Genomic DNA, 17,522 nt, shown 5'->3' on the forward strand with positions numbered 1-17,522 from the left:
AAGGGACGTTACCTGCCCAGCAGGGCCAGCGCGGCCTCGGCCATTTTCGGACCGGTCAGGCCGTGCTTCTCGTAAAGCTGTTCCGCCATGTAGGCGCTCTGTCCAAACTCATCGTTGATGCCGAGCGACTTCATGACATGTGGAATGCCCGCCCGGGACAACGCATGGCTGACCTGCGCGCCCATGCCGCAGGCCAGCTGGTGATCCTCGATGGTCACCACCTTGCCACACGACTTCACCGCCGCGCCGATGGTGTCGAGGTCCACGCGGTTCACGAACGGATTGTTGATGACCGTGGCTTTGACACCTTTTTCGGCGAGCAGTTTTCCCCCCTGCACGGCCTTGCTGAACAGCGTGCCACAGCCGATCAATACCACGTCGCTGCCGGCCTGGGTGACCTGCGCCTTGCCGAACGGATAGGTCGCATTCTCAAGCCAGTAAACCGGATAATTCTCGCGGCCGACAAAGAAGATGTAACTCTGGCCGTCCTTGCCGGCCTTGCGGTCCTCGGCCTGGCGTTTGATGGCCTGATACATCAGCTCTTCCGCCTCATTCGCACAACTGGGCGCGATGACCACGGTGTGCGGAATCGCGGAGACGGCGGCCAGGTAAGTCGTGGCCTGGTGCGACGCCCCATCCGCCGCATCCTGGAAACCGATGTGGGAAAATATCGCAATCACCGGCGCCTGCGACAACGCGGCCATCGTGAGCGGCAGGTTGCCCTTCGTCACACCAAACTGGCCGAACGTGTCCACAATCGCGACGAAGCCCTGCTTGCTGAGCCCCGCACCGACGCTGCACATGTTGGCCTCGGCAATGCCCACTTCGATGTAACGGCCGGTGGCTTTCTGGAAGGTGCTGATGCCCGTGGAGCCCTGCACGTCGGAACTGACGGAATAAACCGGATAGCCTTCCTTCGCGGCGCGAATTGCACCCGCGGCCAGGCCCGCCTGCACCTTGTCCTTCTTGACCGCCGGGGCGGCCGGGGCCGGAGCCGCCGCCGCCTTGGCCTTTTTCTCCGCTTCCTTTTTCTCCCAATCCGCGCGCAGCGACTTCGCCCAGTTCATCAGCTCGTCCGGCGGAGTGGCGTCCTTGTAAAGTTCCGTGACCCAATCAATGATCTTCTCGCCATTGGCGAGCGGAAAGCCGTGACCGCCCGCGGGGTTCTCTTCCGTGGCCTTGATGCCGTAACCCTTGACCGTCTTGACCCACAGGCACACGGGATAATTCGGATTTGCCTTCGCCTGCTGGATGCCCTTCTCCACCGCAAGATAGACGGAAGGAAGGTCATTCCCGTGCGGCACGGAAATCACGTTCCAGCCCAGCGCACCCATGGCCTGGAAGCTCCGCTGCATTGAAAATGAATCCTTGGTGATGCGGCCCGAGAGCTTCGTGTCGTTGTCCGAAACGATCATCATGAACGGATTCAAACGATCCTTCGCGGCCAGCCCCGGAATCGCCGCGAAGGCCTCCTTCGCCTCGCCTTCCATGCTCGCCCCATCGGACATGATGCAGATCGTCATGCGATCATTGCCGATCAGCTTGTCGGCGATGGCGAGGCCCTGCGCCTGCGGCAGCGACGAGGACAGCGGGCCGTTGGACAACAGCACGCCTTCGGGATTCAGATGTGATTCGCCGTGGCCCGTCAGCTTGCTCTGGATGCTGCGGAACAACTTCAGGTCGTCAAAGGTCAGGTTGTCGAAGCCGTAATTGGCGCGCAGCGCGTAGATGCCGTTCTCGGCGTGGCCCGCGTCGTTGATGAAATTGTAGGCTTCGTGCCATTGGCGGCCTTTCACGCCGAACAGGAAGGCATGCACCGCCGCGTTGATTTCCGCGAACGCGGCCGGACCGCCCCAGTGACAGGCCGCGCCACCGACGACGGCATGCACGTCCATCAGCGCCACCAGCGCCCGGGTTGCACGTGGGTCGGCGACCACCACTTCCTCGCCGGCGAGGTTCTTCACCTTGACGGCGTATTTGGGCGGATGCGCCGGCGTGGGGGCGAGCCGGGATTTGAGGGCGAGTGGCGCGAGCGGGGGGAGCTCCACCTTGGCAACAACGGAATTATCAGCAGCCATAGATTTCTGAGTTCAGTTTAATTTTGTCAATCGGCGGGACGGAGCATAAACGAACCCGGCCGGATTTTAAAAATGAAACTTCTGCAAGCCGCCCATGAAAGACGGCACTGAACGGCCGGTGCCGACCGCAAGAGTGCGGCCTGTGGCGCCCGCCGCGCCCGTGCTCCCCATTTACCGGTTCATCCGGCTAGGGTTTCTTTTCAGCCAGACCCAGCTGCTCCCGCACGAGTTCCGGCAGAAATTTCAACGGAATCGAACCGTTCGCCAGCACCGCCTGGTGGTAGCGGCTCAGCACAAAACGGTCGCCCAGTTCGTGTTCGATTTGCTGGCGCAGCCGGTAATGTGCCATGCGGCCGGTGAAGTAGGTCGAAAGCTGCACCGAACTTTGCTTGGCCCGGATGATTTTCAGCCGGGCTTCGCCCTCGGACTGGAACGCCTGGTTCGCCAGTAGATCCATCGCCTCCTCATCGGTCATGTTCTCGCAATGCATGCGGTGATCGAGAATCGCGTTGCCGACGGCGCGCAGGTAAAACTTGAGTTGCGTCAGGCGCAGCGCCAGGTCGCCGTCGCCATAGCCCTGGTCCAGCATCATCTGCTCGGTGTAAACCGCCCAGCCCTCGATGTAGGCGCCCGAGCCCAGCACCTTGCGGATGAGCGACGGATTGCGATTCGCGTATTCCAACTGCACGTAATGCCCGGGGTAGGCTTCGTGAATCGTGAGGATCTGCAACATCTGGTGATTGTATTCCTCGAAGAAGCTGCTCACGCGCGCCGCGTCCCAATCGGCCGGCGGTGGGCTGACCGCGTAAAAACCCACGGCATTGGTATCGAGCGGCGGCGGCGAATTCATGAACGCCGTTGAGTTGCCGCGCTGGAACTCCGGCATCTCGATGACGCGACAGCGATCGGGATCCGGCAACGGGAGAATGTTGTGCCGGCGGATGAAATCCTTCACCTGCACCACGTCGCGCTTCACGTCGCGCACAATGGTTTTCGCCGTGCTGTGATCCTGGGCAATGTGCGCGAGCACCCGGGCGATGGTCGTGCGCCGGCCGGCGGCATCATCCGGCGGCAGGGCTTGCTGCGGGAAATACCGGCCCCAGAGCTGCCGCGCGATGACATACATGTCGTTTCGCACGCGGTCGAATTCGGTCTGCGCGTCGGCATAGACCTGGTCCGCGGTCAGCCCCGCATCCAATTCCAGTTCCAGCTTGCGGTTGAATTTTTCCCGGCCAATACGCCATTCGCCGTGCGCCCGCGGCAGCAGGTCGTCTTGGAGAAATTTCTGGTAGTCCCGGAGCGCCGGCAAAATCGCCTGGACCGCCGCCTTGAGTTCGGCCAGTTGCCTGGTCTTCCCCGCCACGGTGTAAAGATCGTGCTCGTAGAAATTGAGGGAACCCTGGTTCTGTTTGATGGCCGTCTCAACGTAAACGCGCGGCGGATTGACCAGATTTTGCCGGGCCGCGGCCAGCACTCCGGGCACCTGACGGATGCGCGCAATGGCATTGGACACGTTGACTTCCTGCGGCAGGGAAGATTGCGCGAGCAGATCAAAAATCGTCCCGCTGATGAACTGGTTGTAAGTGCGCGGATCAGTGACGAAGGCATCAAAGTGGTCCGCCATCCAGATGTCCTTTTGCAGTTCGTGCGCGAAGATGTCGTAATCGATCTGGCCCGCGCGGGTGAGCTTCGTCCGGTCCACGGCCTGCGGCAGTTGCGCCAGCGTTTCGCGCGTGTGTGCCCGCCAGCGCGCCCGGGCCGCCGGCGTCAGGTCGTCCATGAACCGGTCGTAGTCATGGTCGCCCAGCGACGTCGCCTCGACGGGCTGCATCTGGAATGTGGCCTCCAGTTGCTGACGGAAGAACGCCGCCAGCCGGGCGTCTTCGGACTGGGCCACCGCCGGCCGGGCGGCCAGCAACAACAACGGAGCGAGAACAGCGCAAAGGGATTTCATGCAATGGTGGTCAGTAGTTATCATGTTCTGTTCCATGAGCCAATCCCCCGAAAAGGTGAGCCGGCCCATTCTCACCCGCCGGCCGGTGGCTGCCCTGCTTGCATCTTGAACTGGTCCGTGCCGCCATCTATGCTGTCCGCTCAAGTTGGTCTGAACCAGAATTAGAAAAACATGAGCCAAATCGCAAACATCCTCGCCCGCGAGATTCTCGATTCGCGCGGCAATCCCACCGTTGAAGTGGACGTCACGCTCGAATCCGGCGCCGCCGGTCGCGCCGCCGTTCCCTCGGGCGCCAGCACCGGGGAACACGAAGCCGTCGAACTCCGCGACGGCGTCAAAACCCGTTTCCTCGGCAAGGGCGTGCAAAAGGCCGTCGCCAACGTGACCACCAAGATCGCGCCCAAGCTCATCGGCCTCGACGCGTTTGACCAGATCAGCGTTGACCAGACGATGCTCAAGCTCGACGGCACGGAAACCAAGGGCAAGCTTGGCGCCAACGCCATCCTCGCCGTCTCGCTCGCGACCGCGAAGGCCGCGGCCGCCGAAGCCGGCCTCCCGCTCTACCGCTACCTCGGCGGCACGAACGCCAAGGTCCTGCCCGTGCCGATGGCAAACGTCATCAACGGCGGCGCGCATTCCGACGCCCCGATTGATTTCCAGGAATTCATGATCATGCCGCACGGCCTGCCCACCTTCAGCGAAGGTCTGCGCGCCATCACCGAAATCTTCCATTCGCTCAAGAGCGTGTTGAAGAAGCGCGGCCTCAGCACGGCCGTCGGTGATGAAGGCGGTTTCGCACCCAAGCTCGACAGCGTGGAGGACGCGCTCGACTCGATGAGCAAGGCCGTGGCGGGCGCCGGTTACAAGCTTGGCAAGGACATCTTCTTCGCGCTCGATGTCGCCAGTTCCGAGTTCTACAACGGCGACGGCACCTACACCTTCAAGAAGAGCACCGGCAAGACCCTCAAGGGCACGGAACTCGTGGAGTTTTACGCGAAGCTCGTGAAGGATTATCCGATCGTCAGCATCGAAGACGGCTGCGCCGAGGGCGACTGGAAGCACTGGAAGCTGCTCACCGATGCCATCGGCGACAAGGTCCAGCTCGTCGGCGACGATCTCTTCGTAACGAACGTGAAGTTCCTCCAGAAGGGCATCGACACCGGCACCGCGAACTCGATTCTCGTGAAGGTGAACCAGATCGGCTCGCTCACCGAGACGCTCGACGCCGTCCAGCTCGCGCAATTCAACGGCTACACCGCCGTCCTCAGCCACCGCTCCGGCGAAACCGAGGACAGCACCATTGCCGACATCGCGGTGGCGACGAACTGCGGCCAGATCAAGACCGGTTCGCTCAGCCGCTCCGACCGCCTGGCGAAATACAACCAGCTTCTGCGCATCGAGCAGCAGCTCGGCCAGAACGCTGTTTACGCCGGCCGCCACGCCCTGCCTAAAGCGCGCCGGTAAATCAATCTGGTAGGGCAGACCTGCTGGTCTGCTTCTCAGGCGGCGCCGCAACGCCGCCCTACCGACAAAAAGCTCACCCCGGAAGTCAGCCATGGCTTCCGGGGTTTTGCTTTGCCGTTCACCATTACTCGGAGAGTTCATTTATTTGGATTTGCTCCAAATCTTCTACCTCATTAAGCGAACATAGGTGAACAGAAGCGAACTTAAGCGAACAGTTTTTCATTCAATTCCCGTTGTTGGATTTGCCCTGTTCCTTCCCGCCCGCGCTCGAACGATCCCAGCCAAAGAGAATTGCGTGGACCCTCTCCAGCTTCTCGTCATGGCTCAGGGTGGTATCATCTCCCACCACCGCCAGATACGCCCTAAGTTTCGGCAGCTCCTTCACAGACGCAGCAGTCGCTTCATAATCAAAATACTTTTCGGCCAGCCTTAACCGCGCCCGCCGGATGTCATTGTCCTCACTGTCCAGCAAAAGCTTGGTGAATGACACGAGATGCGCCAGTTCCTCCGGCTTTTCGCGGGCCAGCTTCAAGACGGCCTTGCCAACAAGCTTTACTGCTGCGTTCCGCAGACTGGCCACGCTCACGGGCAACTCATTCAATTCGTCGGCCGCCGCCTGCGCTTCAACCAACTCCTTGACCTGCCGTTCCCGCGCCCGGCGACGATAGAACCGGCCCAAGCTGGCAATGGTGGTCGTCACCCCGAATTCCTTTTGGACGCGCTCCAACGTTTTCGCGTAACCCAGGTTCTCGTCGAACAACCAGCCCTCCAATGTCTCGCGTTGCTCGCGCGTGAGTTGGTTCCACGTTGAATCGTCGCGCAGCTTTCTCATCGGGAAAGTTTGCGGCATGAATACCGGTTCTTGATGCGGGCATGGAAATAACGGCCATGCGAAGCCGCGCGCAGCAGGCCGGCGTATTCTGAATAGGGGACACGTGAGTAGGCGTAAACGCCGCCGCTGTGGAAGACGATGACCAATGTGCCATGCCCGTCGTAATCCACCGCGGCCAGATTCGAGGATTGAACTGAGATCACACGTCCACACTAACGATGCAGGGGGTTTGCTAAAATGGGCGTTAAATACCGTGGGATTTTCCACCTACCTGGCCGCAGAATTGGCTGCCCCGATGCAGGCCTTGGACATTCTCGACTATTTGATGGCGAAGACGACCTGCGAGCAGCCAAGGAACTATGCGAAAGCTCAAGGGCCGATTGACCATGTCTGAGCAAAAAACGGCTGCCCATGCGGCGGGTTTGCAACCGTTTTTCTCTTGCATTCGAAAACCGATACCAAAAACTCAAACTACCGCTGAACTCAGCTCGCACGGAGGGGACGGCCACAAACCAAAAGGAAAATGGCGGACATGAAAACGATCAGGAGTCGTGCAATCGCAACCGCAGCCTGCCTGCTGTTCGCAACCGCAGTTCACACCTACGCCATTGAAGGGCTGAAACTCTCCCTGCAATGCAGCAACGTCGTCCTGACGTGGCCGAGCCTGGACGGCGAAACGTATATCGTCCAATACTGTCCAACGCTCGACACGAATTCGTCGTGGAAAACGCTCACCAACTTCATGCCAGCCGAAGTTGGAATGACCAACACGACGTTCGTCCATTCCAACGCCGTGATAATGGCGGTCCATGACGGAGGCGGCTCATTTGCCGCCATGTCGTCCGGCCAGAGCAGTTCAATGGCTCTGGCCGTTGAAAGCGACACGCCAAGCGAGCCGATGGCATTTCCAACCAACGGCATTGGTTCAGGTGTCCCGCTTCAACTTTTCCCTCCCGGGTTCGACATGACGCCTTACTACATTTACGACCCATCCAGCGACGAGTTCGTGAGCGGTTCTTTGCTTTCATCCTCAACGGATGGCGAGATGCAAGCGAACGATATTGAGTTTCCACCAGCAGAGGAAGGCGGGGGCATCACCAATAGCAGCGGAGATTTCATCGCCGAAACGGCGTTCTACCGTGTCGTTCGGAATGGCGTTCATCTGGTTGGCATCACCGACGGAATAAACCTGTCGGGCGTTGTCACAATCCCCGTGGAGGTTGGAACCGACGCAGGCATCTTGGCCGCATTGAGCGTCAGAGAGGACGGTTCACCCGTCGGGAACTCACAGGCCATTGCACCTTTTCAGGGACCGCTGCAAATTGTTCTGGATACAACTGCGATGAGTAACGGCGTCCATCAAATCACGGGTTATGCCTCATGGATTTCGGGCGGGGATGAAGACGGCACGACTGGCGTGGATGCAGAGTCGCCGCCGATCACGGTCAATGTTTACAACGAGATTACGTTCCCAACTTGGATTGAGCATTTCGGGGAACTTTACGACTCGGTTCTGATTACCGCTCAGTTGGGCCATGCGGACGCCGACTGGTATGTGGACGTGTATGGCAGCGGTGCGGGCTACATCGGAACATTTTCGGGTCACACGACCGATGGAACGATTTACGGTTGGTGGGACTTGGTTGGGCCTGGTGGCGTGGCTTACACGAACGAAGCATATTTTGATTTCGTGGTGTCGTCTGATTATGCGGGGCAGGCACCCCAAGGGAACGGCCCGCAGCCGAACGGAAGTTCAACTTCGGTTCCCAAGCGAACCTATCGGCAAACCGATAACTGGATTAGCAAAGGCATGTGGGTCACGGCCAATCTGCAAGCATGGGAGGGTTTGACAGGCAGTGATTTGCTGGACATCGCAACGGATGGATTTGTTACCATCGCCGACGGAGCAGGATTGACAACACGTCCATCGCACTCGATAGGGGAAGCATTCCGAATTCAGTATGGTTCAAACATTCCAGTATCCACAAGGAACAGCCAATGGCAATCTCTGCGAAATGCCATCTACCACCCTGAATCTCGCAACTTTTTCTACCTTGGACACGGCTCACCCGATGGAATTGGCGGAAGTGCGGACACAAACCGCTTCATCACCGCCTCAGAGATTTCCACCAATCTTCACACATTACCTGCCGGGCAGACAAACCGTCACGGGTATCGCTTTGTATTCCTCTATGGGTGTGAAACCGCCAGCGGGAAACTGCCCGAAGCATTCGGCATCATTCATCGGGAAAATGTTCCCGTTGTTGATTACGTTGATGCTGCCCTAACGCCCGGGGCGTTCGTTGGCTGGAACGACAAACAAAAGGCAGGCATCCTTGGTTCGACCTTCACAGACAACGCCCATTTCATCCAGCACTTCCAATGGGAGTGGACAACCAGCGGCTTGGGTGTCAGTGAATGCTTGGATCGTGCAAAGAATCTTTATTCCGACGTGGGCTTTATTGACCGCAGTAAACTCAAGGTCTTTGGAAACTGGGAACTGCATCCGCTCGACTTCAACAGGTGAGTTCTTATGGAACAACTAATACACATTACTGCCACGTATTCCAATGCTTTGCTCGTGGCTATCCTTCCGCACGTTTCTGACTTCGCAAAGAAGTTGGACTTGCCAATCGCACAACCGATCACGCAGGAACAAGTGCTTCGCTTCAATCCTAATCCATATAAGGGGCACTTTTCGGGGACCGTCATCTTAAAAAACCACTGGTGGTTTCACTTTGATGAAGGTGGCTATGTGGACAGTTTCAGTTCGGCGACCAATTGGTTTACGGCGGATGAAGATGCCGTGGACAACACGCAATACTACACGGGCACAACAAGGATGACCACGAATGAAATCATTGGCTTTGCCCGAACCGTTCTTCTCAAACTTGGCTACCCGCCAGTCCTCACGCATTCAGATGCCATCCCGGAGTTGCAGGGACCGTATAATCTGAAACATGGAGGGCATGTTACATACAGCCGTGTTTTATGGGAACCCGTCACAGATCACGACAGCGGCGACTACAGCAAAGTCCGTGTGGAGATAAACACTCAAGAAAGGGCGCTGGTTGGCCTTTACATCTGGTTTACAAAAACCAATCGAACAAGAATCGCGGCCCCGTTAAAAATTGATGTGGAACCAGAACTCGAAACCGATTTTCGGAAGCGAACGAAGGTTGGCGGCATGTTCATCCGCAGCAACGCCCCACCTGTGCTGCCAAAGAAGTGATTATTCGGGTGCCGGCCCGTCGTAATCCACCGCGGCCAGATTCGAGGATTGAACAGCGATCACACGTCCACACTAACGGCGCACGAAGTTTGCTGAAATGGGCGATAAATGCCGTGGGATTTTCCGCCTACTTGCTGTGTCCGCCTCGGGTCGGCCAGTTCAACGGGCGTTCTGAGCTGGCAAGAAACGGAAACAGCCGGTGAAACATTTCATCCGCCCGCTTCCTTTCTTTATACCACTCACGTTTGCGGTAGAGCTGCCAGGCCTTCGGAGATTTCTTCTCCAGCTCACCTTTGCTGAAGTGATGGAGCAGTCGCATCATGCCCAGCCGTTCCAAGGCCACCCGCCAATCCCGCGCTTTGTTCCGGCCCTTGCCGTCAGGGCCGGGAATGTCTTGGGGCCGGTTGGTTTTCACCCATTTGCGAAACTCCTGGATGATTTCCTCGTTGGTAAAGACGCCCCAACATATTTGCACCACGGTATGCTCCGTGCCGCTCCCGTAAATGACCGAAGCCGGGACATTGGAATACCGCAGCTTGCCCAGTCGTGCGAGCACTTCGTCGTTGAGTTCGGGATTCTCCAGCCTCGCCCGCGCGTTGGCTTCATCAATCAATCGCCTTTGTTGTGCCACCATCTCCACAATGTCCTTTGCGTCGAGGGGAATGCCGCGCTCGAAGGGGAGCAACTGAACCGAATCCACCAGGCCGCGCGGGGGAGTGTATGCTCGGAACTCCCGCTCCGCTTTCGTAAGCAACTGCCATGGCTTCGGGAAACTTCCCGTCAGCCGGTGAACCTCGCCCAGCTTGAGGGGCAACGCATCGGCCAGCACTCCGTCCGGCGGGCAAAAGAAACCATGAAGGAAAAAATATGCCGGATAACCAAGGCTTTGAATCCGCTGCAAATCTTCGTGAAGCCGTTTATCGCGCTGGCCGTGAGCCTGCTGCTCGTGCATGCACCGCCGCCGAACTTCCCGAATGAACGCTGACTCCCGCGCATATTCCCAATAACAACAAGCGGCCAGTTCCGGCTCCGGCACGGCATCGAAGTGCCAGTCTGCTTCAAGAAGCTTTTCCATTCCGTGGCATTCCGTCAGCCGTTTAGTTTTGGCGGGCCAGGCCATCGGAGTATGACCACTTCCTCACGTAGTTGTTCCTTGGTTGCGGTTGCCAAGCGCGTGCGGAAAAGATCGATACCTACTACCTCGTAACCAACGGATTTCGCCAAATCGGCGATCAATTGGCCTGTTCGGATCATTACCCGTAAATAGGACGCTTGATCACCGACCACGTATGCGAGTTGCGCTCCCGGACGCAATACCGGTCGAAGGTCCATCAGATGCCGGAGCATACCGCCAAAATACAACTTCGTTACGCGGGCATAGAGTCGTTCAAATCCGGAAGTTTTCCCAAGCTCAATTCGTCGGCGTTCAATCGCCTCGGCAATCTGCTGAATTGCGTCGTGGTTTTCGACCAACCTGTCGTCGGTGTCGCTCTTGTAAACGCTCCGGGTATTTGACCGGACCAAATTCTGCTTCAACCGGCGTAGGTCATCCTTGCTTTTGATGAAACCAAGCAACACAGACTCGAGTCGCGTCGTCCGCGTGTAGTCCTTTTCGTTGGGATACGGTGGCGACGTAATCACGGCATCCACCGATCCGGGTTGCAGCAGGACCGCGAGGGCGCGCGCGTCCGCTTGATGGACGATTGCCGGGATTGCGGATTTGGATTGAAGATGGCGGACGTCTTCGGCTACTCGTTTTACCGCACGAAGCCACGGACCAACTACCGCTGAATCCTTTTTGATCGCGCCTACGCCGATTTCAGGTCCGAAATGCAAATTGCTGATTTCATTTACCAGGCTTTTTGCCAAAGCGATGTGTTCGTGAGCCAATAAACGCGGTTCTCGATTGGCTTCTAAAACCTCAATCAGCACCAGAACCTTGTGGAGAGGTAGCGGACTGATCGAATTCGTCAGTAGGATTTTGACCAACTCCGGAGGCAGTTCCCGAAGAGTAGTTTGCGGCTTGGTCTGCCGACCGAACAGCTCAAGAACTCCTTCGTCCCGAATTCCCTGCTCGTCGAGTTTTCCCAGAGTCAGCTTCGCAACCATTGACGCATGCGCGACCAACTGGTCTGGGTCAACGTCCCAATCGACCTTTGTGCGGCTGGCAAATACCGCCATCGGGTTTGTCTCAATCCCGCAACTTGGTATGCCGAGCTTCTTGCATTCAACTATGGTTGTGCCAGTCCCGCAAAATGGATCTAAGACATGGTGCTTGGCGTCCAAACCGAACCGCTCGACGTATGTCCGGACAACATGAGCTGGATAAGATAATACAAAACGATACCAGTCGTGGGCAGCTCGATCTTCCACGCGCAGTTTGTTATCCTCGCGTGTTTTCGGCGCAGCGACGATTGGTGGCGGTGCAATCTCAACCAGGTTCATCGTTTCTGAATTGACGGTAGAAAAACTTGCCTGCTTCTGCCAGTGAATTGATAGCCGGGCGCTTTGCTGTTCATCGCCTCGAAGAGTCCGCCAATCAGGTCGTAGGTGTCGGCGGGCGTGGTGCAGTCATCGAGGATTTTGGCAACGAAGTATTTGGGCAGCAGGTCAATGTCCTCGGCGAACAGCGCGACGAGCATTTGCAGGATGAAGCGTTGGGCCGTCTCGCGATCCACGCCGCGTTTGATCTGGAGTTTGAAGCAGTCGGCCAGCGCGTCGGCGGCCTGGCGGGTGACGCTTTCGCGGTCATTTTCGAAGGTGGGCCGGGGCGAGCCCGGCGCGAGAAAGGCCAGCGGTCCCCAGCGCCCGGGCAAATCCTTCAGCGCGAGCGTGTCCTTGGGCGTGTCGAGGTCGGTGTCGAAATCGTAAACGCGGAACTCGTCGAAGTTGCAGAGGACGACGTAGCGCGGGCGGTTGGGCACGAGACGCGTCCAGTAGTCGAAAGCCTGACGGTAATGCTTTTGCAGGTCCGTGCCGCGCTTCTTCATCTCGACGAGCACGATGGGTTTCCAGACGAGGTCGGCGAAGCTGGTGCCGCCGGTGTCGACCTTGCTCACGCGCATTTCGAGCGTGGCGCCAGCTTCCTTGAGTCCGCCGGGAAAGCCGAAAGCTTGAAACAGGTGGTCGAGGAAGATTTGGGCCTCTCCCTTTTCGTCGCCCGTGATGTGCTTGGCGCACCACGCGGTAAATTCGGCGAGTTGGTCCCGGCTTGGCATGGCGTGGTTTGTAGCGGAATCACTCGACGCCAGCAATGCGGAAGGCACGCGGTGGAGGTTCAACTGCGGCCAGAACGCGGTTTACGCCGGCCGCCACGCGCTGCCCAAGGCGCGGCGGTAATTGTAGCGGCGGTCTATGACCGCCGACGGCACTCACAGAGTGCCGCTGCAGAATCCAAACCCCGGAAGTCAGCCATGGCTTCCGGGGGTTTTTGTTGCGGCAAGCCAGCCTTCACCGGCAATTGTGTCATTTCAAAAACTTGTTGCGTCGTCAAATGGCTACGCGTATTTTGTAGTCACATAGCTACACAATGAACCTGCGACGCGACGTATTTCAAGCCATCGCCAACCCGACGAGACGGGCCATCCTGCTGCTGGTGGCCTCGCAATCCATGACGGCGGGGGCGATTGCGGCGAACTTCGACACCGCCCGGCCGACGGTTTCCAAGCACCTGCAAATCCTCACCGAGTGCGAACTGCTCGCCCAGGAACAAAACGGCCGCGAGATTTACTACCATCTGAACCCCCAAAAAATGAAGGAGATTGCCGACTTCATCGAGCCGTTCCGCCAGATGTGGGAGGGCCGGTTCAACAAGCTGGAATCCGTAATGAAAAACCTCAAAGCAAAGAAGTAAAATCCCATGGAACACAAAACTCAAATCCACGCCGAAGCCGGCCAGCACGACCTGACGATCACGCGGGAGTTTGAGCTGCCGTTGGAACTGCTCTTCAAGGCCCATGTCGAACCCGAACTGGTGGCGCAATGGATGGGCACCAAGGTGCTGAAGCTCGAAGGCCGCCCGCACGGCAGCTACCACTTTGAAACCGCCGATCCCAAGGGGAACGTGATGTTCCGCGCCCATGGCGTGTTCCATGAGTTCAGCCCAAACCGGAAGATCACCCGGACGTTTGAAATGGAGAACGCCCCGTTTGGCGTGCAGCTTGAGGTGCTCGAATTTGAATCGCTCACCGGCGACACCAGCCGGCTGAAGATGCACGTCGTCCATGAATCCGTGGCGCAACGCGACCAGTTGCTGCAATTGCCCTTTGCCCACGGGCTCAACATGGCGCACAACCGATTGCAGGACATTGCCAGTAAATTGAATTAGAGCGGTTTAAATAATGTCGTAGCCGTCGGGTTATTCGCCGGCCCCTCACCCGACCTTCGGCCACCCTCTCCCCATCCGATGGGGAGAGGGACGGGGTGAGGGGCTGCAGCCGTCAGAACGGCTACAGTATTTATGTAACTGCTATAGCCCGCCGCCTTAACCTCCATCCCCGCCCCACTCATCATGAATCCCAACACCAAACGGGCGATATTCCGCTGGCTGCACATCATCTTCGCGCTGCCCATCGTCGCCTACATTTATGGTCCGCCGGCCGAGACGGTCCAATATCTCCCCTATTTCCGGTTCATTTATTTGCCCGTGGTTGTGCTCACGGGATTGTGGATGTGGCAAGGCCCGGCCATCAGTGGACTTTTTTCAAAAACACGGTGAACGCCGCCGCGGTGGGGCGGTGCTAGGTCGGGCTCAGAGGCGCCGCACGCAACGAAACCCGGTGCCCGAGGTCAGGGACGCGCCTTCCCGCAGGGCGCAACAGTTGTCGGGCGCGTTGGACGCGTAGCCTCCGCCCCGGCGCACGCGTCTGCCACGCTGACCGTATCCGGCCCGTGAGTGTCCGGCACGGTCGCGAGCGCATTGGCATACCAATTGGGATCGTGCCAGTCCCAGCACCATTCCCACACGTTGCCCGCCATGTCATACAGGCCAAAACCATTCGGCGCGAAGTAGCCGCCCGGACTGGTGTAAGGCGGCGGCGCGTTGCTGAAGGCGGGATGATAACCGCCGGTGCTGACATCGTAGGCGTAGGCGGCACCGGCGTAGTAATTCGCGCGGCTGTGTGAAATGACGTTCGTGTCCGACCACGGAAAGCGGTTGGTCAGTGCACCGCCGCGCGCCGCCCGCTCCCATTCCGCTTCCGTGGGCAGCCGATAGCCATTCGCCGCCCAGTTGACGAACGAGTTGCTGATCGTCACCTGCCCGGTGCAGTAAAGCCCGGTCTGGTCGGCGTTGGTGTGGTAACAGGGCATCAGGCCTTCCATCTGGGAACGCGCGTTGCACCATTTCACCGCGTCATACCAATACGCATACGTGACGGGATGCGTGATGGCCTTGGCGAGACCGGCGCTGGCGGAAAAATTGTAGCCATGATTCGTCGCCCACGAACAAACGATGTCCCACAGCGCCTTTGAAACTTCCATGCGGTCCATGTAAAACCCGCTCACGGTTGCCGTATGAACCGGCAGTTCGTCGGCGCCCAGATCGCCAAAGGAGTCCCCCATCAAAAAGGAGCCGCCGGGCACGAGTGCCAGGTTGGTCGCCACCGCCAGCACGCGATAAAAACGCTGCGGCGTGCCGCTCCAACCGGCGTCAGATACGCGGAGCGGCTCCGCCGTAATCCAGCCGTTGGTCAGGCATAGCCAGTTGGTCGTTGCAACCAGCGTGTCGGTGTATTGGACCTGACATAACGCTCCCGTGACCCCGCTCACAATGAGCTGGGGAGAACCGTTGGTGAGACCAATCCGCAACGTGGGCTGGCCCGGCGCAAGTCCGGCGACTCCAAGGAGACAACTCACCAGCCAGGCACGCCCCCGTGATTGAGCGACGGAAGTTTTCATGACTCACTCCTTTCTCTTTGAACCCAAATCAGGCACGCAGAACGTGCCAAACGCGCGTCATCCGTCCCGGGCCGGCCGGCTGAAGGGCCTGATGGACCCCATGGCGTTGCCCGCGAACTGTAAACGCGAGGGCGAACGAAATGGGAACGACCAATCGCGACGTTCAGCCATCTCCACATTCGTTCAGCCCGCAACGACGCCTCACGGCAGGTCGAGACGCAGTCGAAAACAGCGGTTCAGTTCGGAAGCCGGAACGATGAAAACATTCACACTGCCGTTGGTGCCAATCGGACCGGCCAGCGCGTTCCACGCGACCTCCGAATCCAGATTCGTTGCCGTCTGCAATACAAAGCCGGCCGCGGTGGCTGTCGTCGGCCAGGAAATCTCGACGGTGTCGGACGCGGCCGGCGTGATTCGCAACGTGGGCAGCGGCATCAGTTGCGCCGACAGCCGGTAGGCACGGAAAGACGTGGACATGCCCTCAGTCAGGCGGTTCTCGTCGCCATCAACGGTGGGGGCGACTGCCACACTTTGCCAGGCGGCAGGCAGCGCGAGATTCGTGCAGGATTGAAGCGCAAAACCGGCCGCCGTGGCGGCCGCCGGCCAGGACAACTGCGCCTGATCGGGGCCCGTCCGCGCAATCTTGAGTTGGGGAATCTGGATCAATCTGGCCACGAACGACTGCTCATTGGTCAGCGGCGGCACGCCGTTGTCGATGACCCGCACGGTAACCGTGTTCGTCAACGGCGGACAGTTCGCCGGCGGCCCCCAGGCAATCAAACCAGTCGTCGGACCGATGCTCATGCCGGACGGGGCATTGAGCAGACTGAAGGTGAGCTGATCCGCCGGCAGATCCGGATCGGAGGCGGAATTGGTCATCCAACGCAGCGCGCCTGGAACGTGCGTGCAGTCGGCAAGCGGCGCCAGGAGTGGCGCGCGATTCACCTCGCGGACGATGACGGTGAAGCTGTTGGTATCGCTGAGCGGCGGCACGCCATTGTCGGTGACGGCAACGGTGATGGTGTTGGTATCCGGTCCCTGACTCTCGGTTGGCGTCCAGGTCAAGGCGCCGGAATTCGTATCGAGACTCACCCCGACGGGAGCGGAGACGAGGCGGTAAACAAAACCGTTGGCCGGGAGGTCCGGGTCGGTCGCCGAGAGTGAAACGCTGAGCAGGGTCATTTCATCGATCGTCTGCTGGCCAGGAACCACGATTGTCGGGGCGAGATTCACCTCGTTGACAACCACGGTGAAACGGTTCGTTGCGCTCAACGCGGGCGCGCCGTTGTCGGTGATTTGTGCCGTGAAGACGTTGGTGGACGGCCCTTGCGCCTCGGTCGGCGTCCACGTGACCATTCCTGTATTGAAGTCAACCGTTGCACCGTCCGGCGCATCGAGCAACGCATAGGTGAGGGTCTGGCCGGGGTCCGGATCGTTGCCCACGATGGCGAGATTCAGCGGTGTTTGCTCAGCGAGACTCTGGTCGGCAATGACGACAAAACCGGGACGCGAGTTCAGGACGGAGAGCATCAGTGTCGTCGCTCCGTAAATCGAGGCGTTGGTCTGCCACGCGTGACCCGCCGGAAGGTTGAAGGCAGCAAACGCACCGGTTCGCGCCGGGTAAGAAATCAACGCAAACGCGTCGCCAGCCACTGGACGGTAACCGCCGTTGAGGTTGACACTCAACGTGCCGGTGAAGCCGACGTTCTTGGTGAACGCGAGCCGGCCATAATTGGTCAGGCTGTTCAAACCAAAGGACAATTCCCCACCGGCCTGAGCGTAGGTTCCCAAAGCCACCGTTCCAGTTTGCACGTCCACCGTTCCAAAATTGTTGATCGGCACGGTGATGGTCGTGGTTCCACCGCCCGCGCTCTTGCGCAGCGTGCCGTAATTCGTGATCGCCCCACCGTTGTAAAGCGAGAGCAGCTGGTTGTTCTGGATGTCGAAGACGGCGCCGGACTGGTTGATGATGCGGGCCGAGTTGGCCGTTTCGATGTCGTTCGTGCCGGACCACGTGATCAGGCCCTGGTTGACGAGCGTCCCCGTGCTGTTGATGTGTTTGCC

At 58.9% G+C, this 17,522-nt stretch carries 17 protein-coding genes; 8 read left to right on the forward strand and 9 right to left on the reverse strand.

What is annotated here, in order from left to right:
• Window positions 1–8: 8 nt before the first annotated feature.
• Both VFV96_03550 and VFV96_03555 read right to left on the reverse strand, forming a co-directional pair.
• The gene (locus tag VFV96_03550; GenBank protein HEU5069471.1) at window positions 9–2,078 is read right to left on the reverse strand and encodes a transketolase C-terminal domain-containing protein; all 2,070 of its coding nucleotides are present in this window, start codon (window positions 2,076–2,078) and stop codon (window positions 9–11) included.
• A gap of 187 nt (window positions 2,079–2,265) precedes the next feature.
• Window positions 2,266–4,032, reverse strand: a complete 1,767-nt coding sequence (locus tag VFV96_03555; protein ID HEU5069472.1) for a DUF885 domain-containing protein — start codon at window positions 4,030–4,032, stop codon at window positions 2,266–2,268.
• 171 nt (window positions 4,033–4,203) lie between these two features.
• Between VFV96_03555 and eno the strand changes: the two genes are divergently transcribed.
• Window positions 4,204–5,496 carry a phosphopyruvate hydratase gene (gene eno / locus VFV96_03560; protein HEU5069473.1) on the forward strand — a complete coding sequence of 431 codons (1,293 nt, stop codon included), beginning with the start codon at window positions 4,204–4,206 and terminating at the stop codon, window positions 5,494–5,496.
• A gap of 223 nt (window positions 5,497–5,719) precedes the next feature.
• Here the strand turns inward: eno and VFV96_03565 are convergent, their stop codons facing one another.
• Together VFV96_03565 and VFV96_03570 are read right to left on the reverse strand one after the other, a co-directional pair.
• A complete protein-coding gene (locus VFV96_03565; protein ID HEU5069474.1) occupies window positions 5,720–6,328 on the reverse strand; it encodes a hypothetical protein in 609 nt (202 codons plus the stop codon).
• Entirely contained in the window at window positions 6,325–6,531 is a 207-nt protein-coding gene (locus VFV96_03570; protein ID HEU5069475.1) for a KTSC domain-containing protein, read from the reverse strand. Before VFV96_03570 ends, VFV96_03565 begins: the two co-directional genes overlap by 4 nt.
• Window positions 6,532–6,581: 50 nt before the next feature.
• On the opposite strand from VFV96_03570, the gene VFV96_03575 reads away from it, so the two are divergent.
• The 3 genes from VFV96_03575 to VFV96_03585 all read left to right on the forward strand — a co-directional run bounded on the left by VFV96_03575 (window position 6,582) and on the right by VFV96_03585 (window position 9,560).
• The gene (locus tag VFV96_03575) at window positions 6,582–6,722 is read left to right on the forward strand and encodes a hypothetical protein (GenBank protein ID HEU5069476.1); all 141 of its coding nucleotides are present in this window, start codon (window positions 6,582–6,584) and stop codon (window positions 6,720–6,722) included.
• 138 nt (window positions 6,723–6,860) lie between these two features.
• The gene (locus VFV96_03580) at window positions 6,861–8,855 is read left to right on the forward strand and encodes a hypothetical protein (GenBank protein HEU5069477.1); all 1,995 of its coding nucleotides are present in this window, start codon (window positions 6,861–6,863) and stop codon (window positions 8,853–8,855) included.
• A 6-nt stretch (window positions 8,856–8,861) separates the two neighbouring features.
• Window positions 8,862–9,560: a hypothetical protein gene (locus VFV96_03585; protein ID HEU5069478.1), complete on the forward strand. Its 699-nt coding sequence runs from the start codon at window positions 8,862–8,864 to the stop codon at window positions 9,558–9,560.
• Between the two features lie 127 nt (window positions 9,561–9,687).
• Here VFV96_03585 and VFV96_03590 read toward each other — a convergent pair whose 3' ends face one another.
• The 3 genes from VFV96_03590 to VFV96_03600 are packed head-to-tail and all read right to left on the reverse strand — an operon-like array spanning window position 9,688 to window position 12,778.
• A complete protein-coding gene (locus VFV96_03590) occupies window positions 9,688–10,635 on the reverse strand; it encodes a hypothetical protein (protein HEU5069479.1) in 948 nt (315 codons plus the stop codon).
• A gap of 14 nt (window positions 10,636–10,649) precedes the next feature.
• Complete coding sequence (locus VFV96_03595; protein ID HEU5069480.1) at window positions 10,650–12,005, reverse strand: DNA methyltransferase; 1,356 nt, start codon at window positions 12,003–12,005, stop codon at window positions 10,650–10,652.
• Window positions 12,002–12,778: a type IIL restriction-modification enzyme MmeI gene (locus VFV96_03600; protein HEU5069481.1), complete on the reverse strand. Its 777-nt coding sequence runs from the start codon at window positions 12,776–12,778 to the stop codon at window positions 12,002–12,004. The genes VFV96_03595 and VFV96_03600 overlap by 4 nt, the downstream gene beginning before the upstream one ends.
• On the opposite strand from VFV96_03600, the gene VFV96_03605 reads away from it, so the two are divergent.
• The 4 genes from VFV96_03605 to VFV96_03620 all read left to right on the forward strand — a co-directional run bounded on the left by VFV96_03605 (window position 12,777) and on the right by VFV96_03620 (window position 14,277).
• Entirely contained in the window at window positions 12,777–12,899 is a 123-nt protein-coding gene (locus VFV96_03605; GenBank protein ID HEU5069482.1) for a hypothetical protein, read from the forward strand. The genes VFV96_03600 and VFV96_03605 overlap by 2 nt on opposite strands.
• 190 nt (window positions 12,900–13,089) lie before the next feature.
• A complete protein-coding gene (locus VFV96_03610) occupies window positions 13,090–13,413 on the forward strand; it encodes a metalloregulator ArsR/SmtB family transcription factor (protein ID HEU5069483.1) in 324 nt (107 codons plus the stop codon).
• Window positions 13,414–13,419: 6 nt separating this feature from the next.
• Window positions 13,420–13,887 carry an SRPBCC domain-containing protein gene (locus VFV96_03615; protein ID HEU5069484.1) on the forward strand — a complete coding sequence of 156 codons (468 nt, stop codon included), beginning with the start codon at window positions 13,420–13,422 and terminating at the stop codon, window positions 13,885–13,887.
• 183 nt (window positions 13,888–14,070) lie between these two features.
• Window positions 14,071–14,277, forward strand: coding sequence for a hypothetical protein (locus VFV96_03620; protein ID HEU5069485.1), 207 nt, complete (start codon window positions 14,071–14,073; stop codon window positions 14,275–14,277).
• Window positions 14,278–14,348: 71 nt separating this feature from the next.
• Here VFV96_03620 and VFV96_03625 read toward each other — a convergent pair whose 3' ends face one another.
• Both VFV96_03625 and VFV96_03630 read right to left on the reverse strand, forming a co-directional pair.
• A complete protein-coding gene (locus VFV96_03625; protein ID HEU5069486.1) occupies window positions 14,349–15,458 on the reverse strand; it encodes an SUMF1/EgtB/PvdO family nonheme iron enzyme in 1,110 nt (369 codons plus the stop codon).
• Between the two features lie 201 nt (window positions 15,459–15,659).
• The coding region (locus tag VFV96_03630) for a putative Ig domain-containing protein (GenBank protein ID HEU5069487.1) at window positions 15,660–17,522 on the reverse strand (1,863 nt) is incomplete at its 5' end.

It is taken from the genome of Verrucomicrobiia bacterium, from assembly GCA_035765895.1.
Classification (GTDB): Bacteria; Verrucomicrobiota; Verrucomicrobiia; order Limisphaerales; family DSYF01; genus DSYF01.

Coding starts and splice junctions, on each gene's coding strand:
- VFV96_03550 (HEU5069471.1), bottom strand. CDS start 2,078: ATGGCTGCTGATAATTCCGTTGTTGCCAAGGTGGAGCTCCCCCCGCTC.
- VFV96_03555 (HEU5069472.1), bottom strand. CDS start 4,032: ATGAAATCCCTTTGCGCTGTTCTCGCTCCGTTGTTGTTGCTGGCCGCC.
- eno (HEU5069473.1), top strand. CDS start 4,204: ATGAGCCAAATCGCAAACATCCTCGCCCGCGAGATTCTCGATTCGCGC.
- VFV96_03565 (HEU5069474.1), bottom strand. CDS start 6,328: ATGAGAAAGCTGCGCGACGATTCAACGTGGAACCAACTCACGCGCGAG.
- VFV96_03580 (HEU5069477.1), top strand. CDS start 6,861: ATGAAAACGATCAGGAGTCGTGCAATCGCAACCGCAGCCTGCCTGCTG.
- VFV96_03585 (HEU5069478.1), top strand. CDS start 8,862: ATGGAACAACTAATACACATTACTGCCACGTATTCCAATGCTTTGCTC.
- VFV96_03590 (HEU5069479.1), bottom strand. CDS start 10,635: ATGGAAAAGCTTCTTGAAGCAGACTGGCACTTCGATGCCGTGCCGGAG.
- VFV96_03595 (HEU5069480.1), bottom strand. CDS start 12,005: ATGAACCTGGTTGAGATTGCACCGCCACCAATCGTCGCTGCGCCGAAA.
- VFV96_03605 (HEU5069482.1), top strand. CDS start 12,777: ATGGCGTGGTTTGTAGCGGAATCACTCGACGCCAGCAATGCGGAAGGC.
- VFV96_03600 (HEU5069481.1), bottom strand. CDS start 12,778: ATGCCAAGCCGGGACCAACTCGCCGAATTTACCGCGTGGTGCGCCAAG.
- VFV96_03610 (HEU5069483.1), top strand. CDS start 13,090: ATGAACCTGCGACGCGACGTATTTCAAGCCATCGCCAACCCGACGAGA.
- VFV96_03615 (HEU5069484.1), top strand. CDS start 13,420: ATGGAACACAAAACTCAAATCCACGCCGAAGCCGGCCAGCACGACCTG.
- VFV96_03620 (HEU5069485.1), top strand. CDS start 14,071: ATGAATCCCAACACCAAACGGGCGATATTCCGCTGGCTGCACATCATC.
- VFV96_03625 (HEU5069486.1), bottom strand. CDS start 15,458: ATGAAAACTTCCGTCGCTCAATCACGGGGGCGTGCCTGGCTGGTGAGT.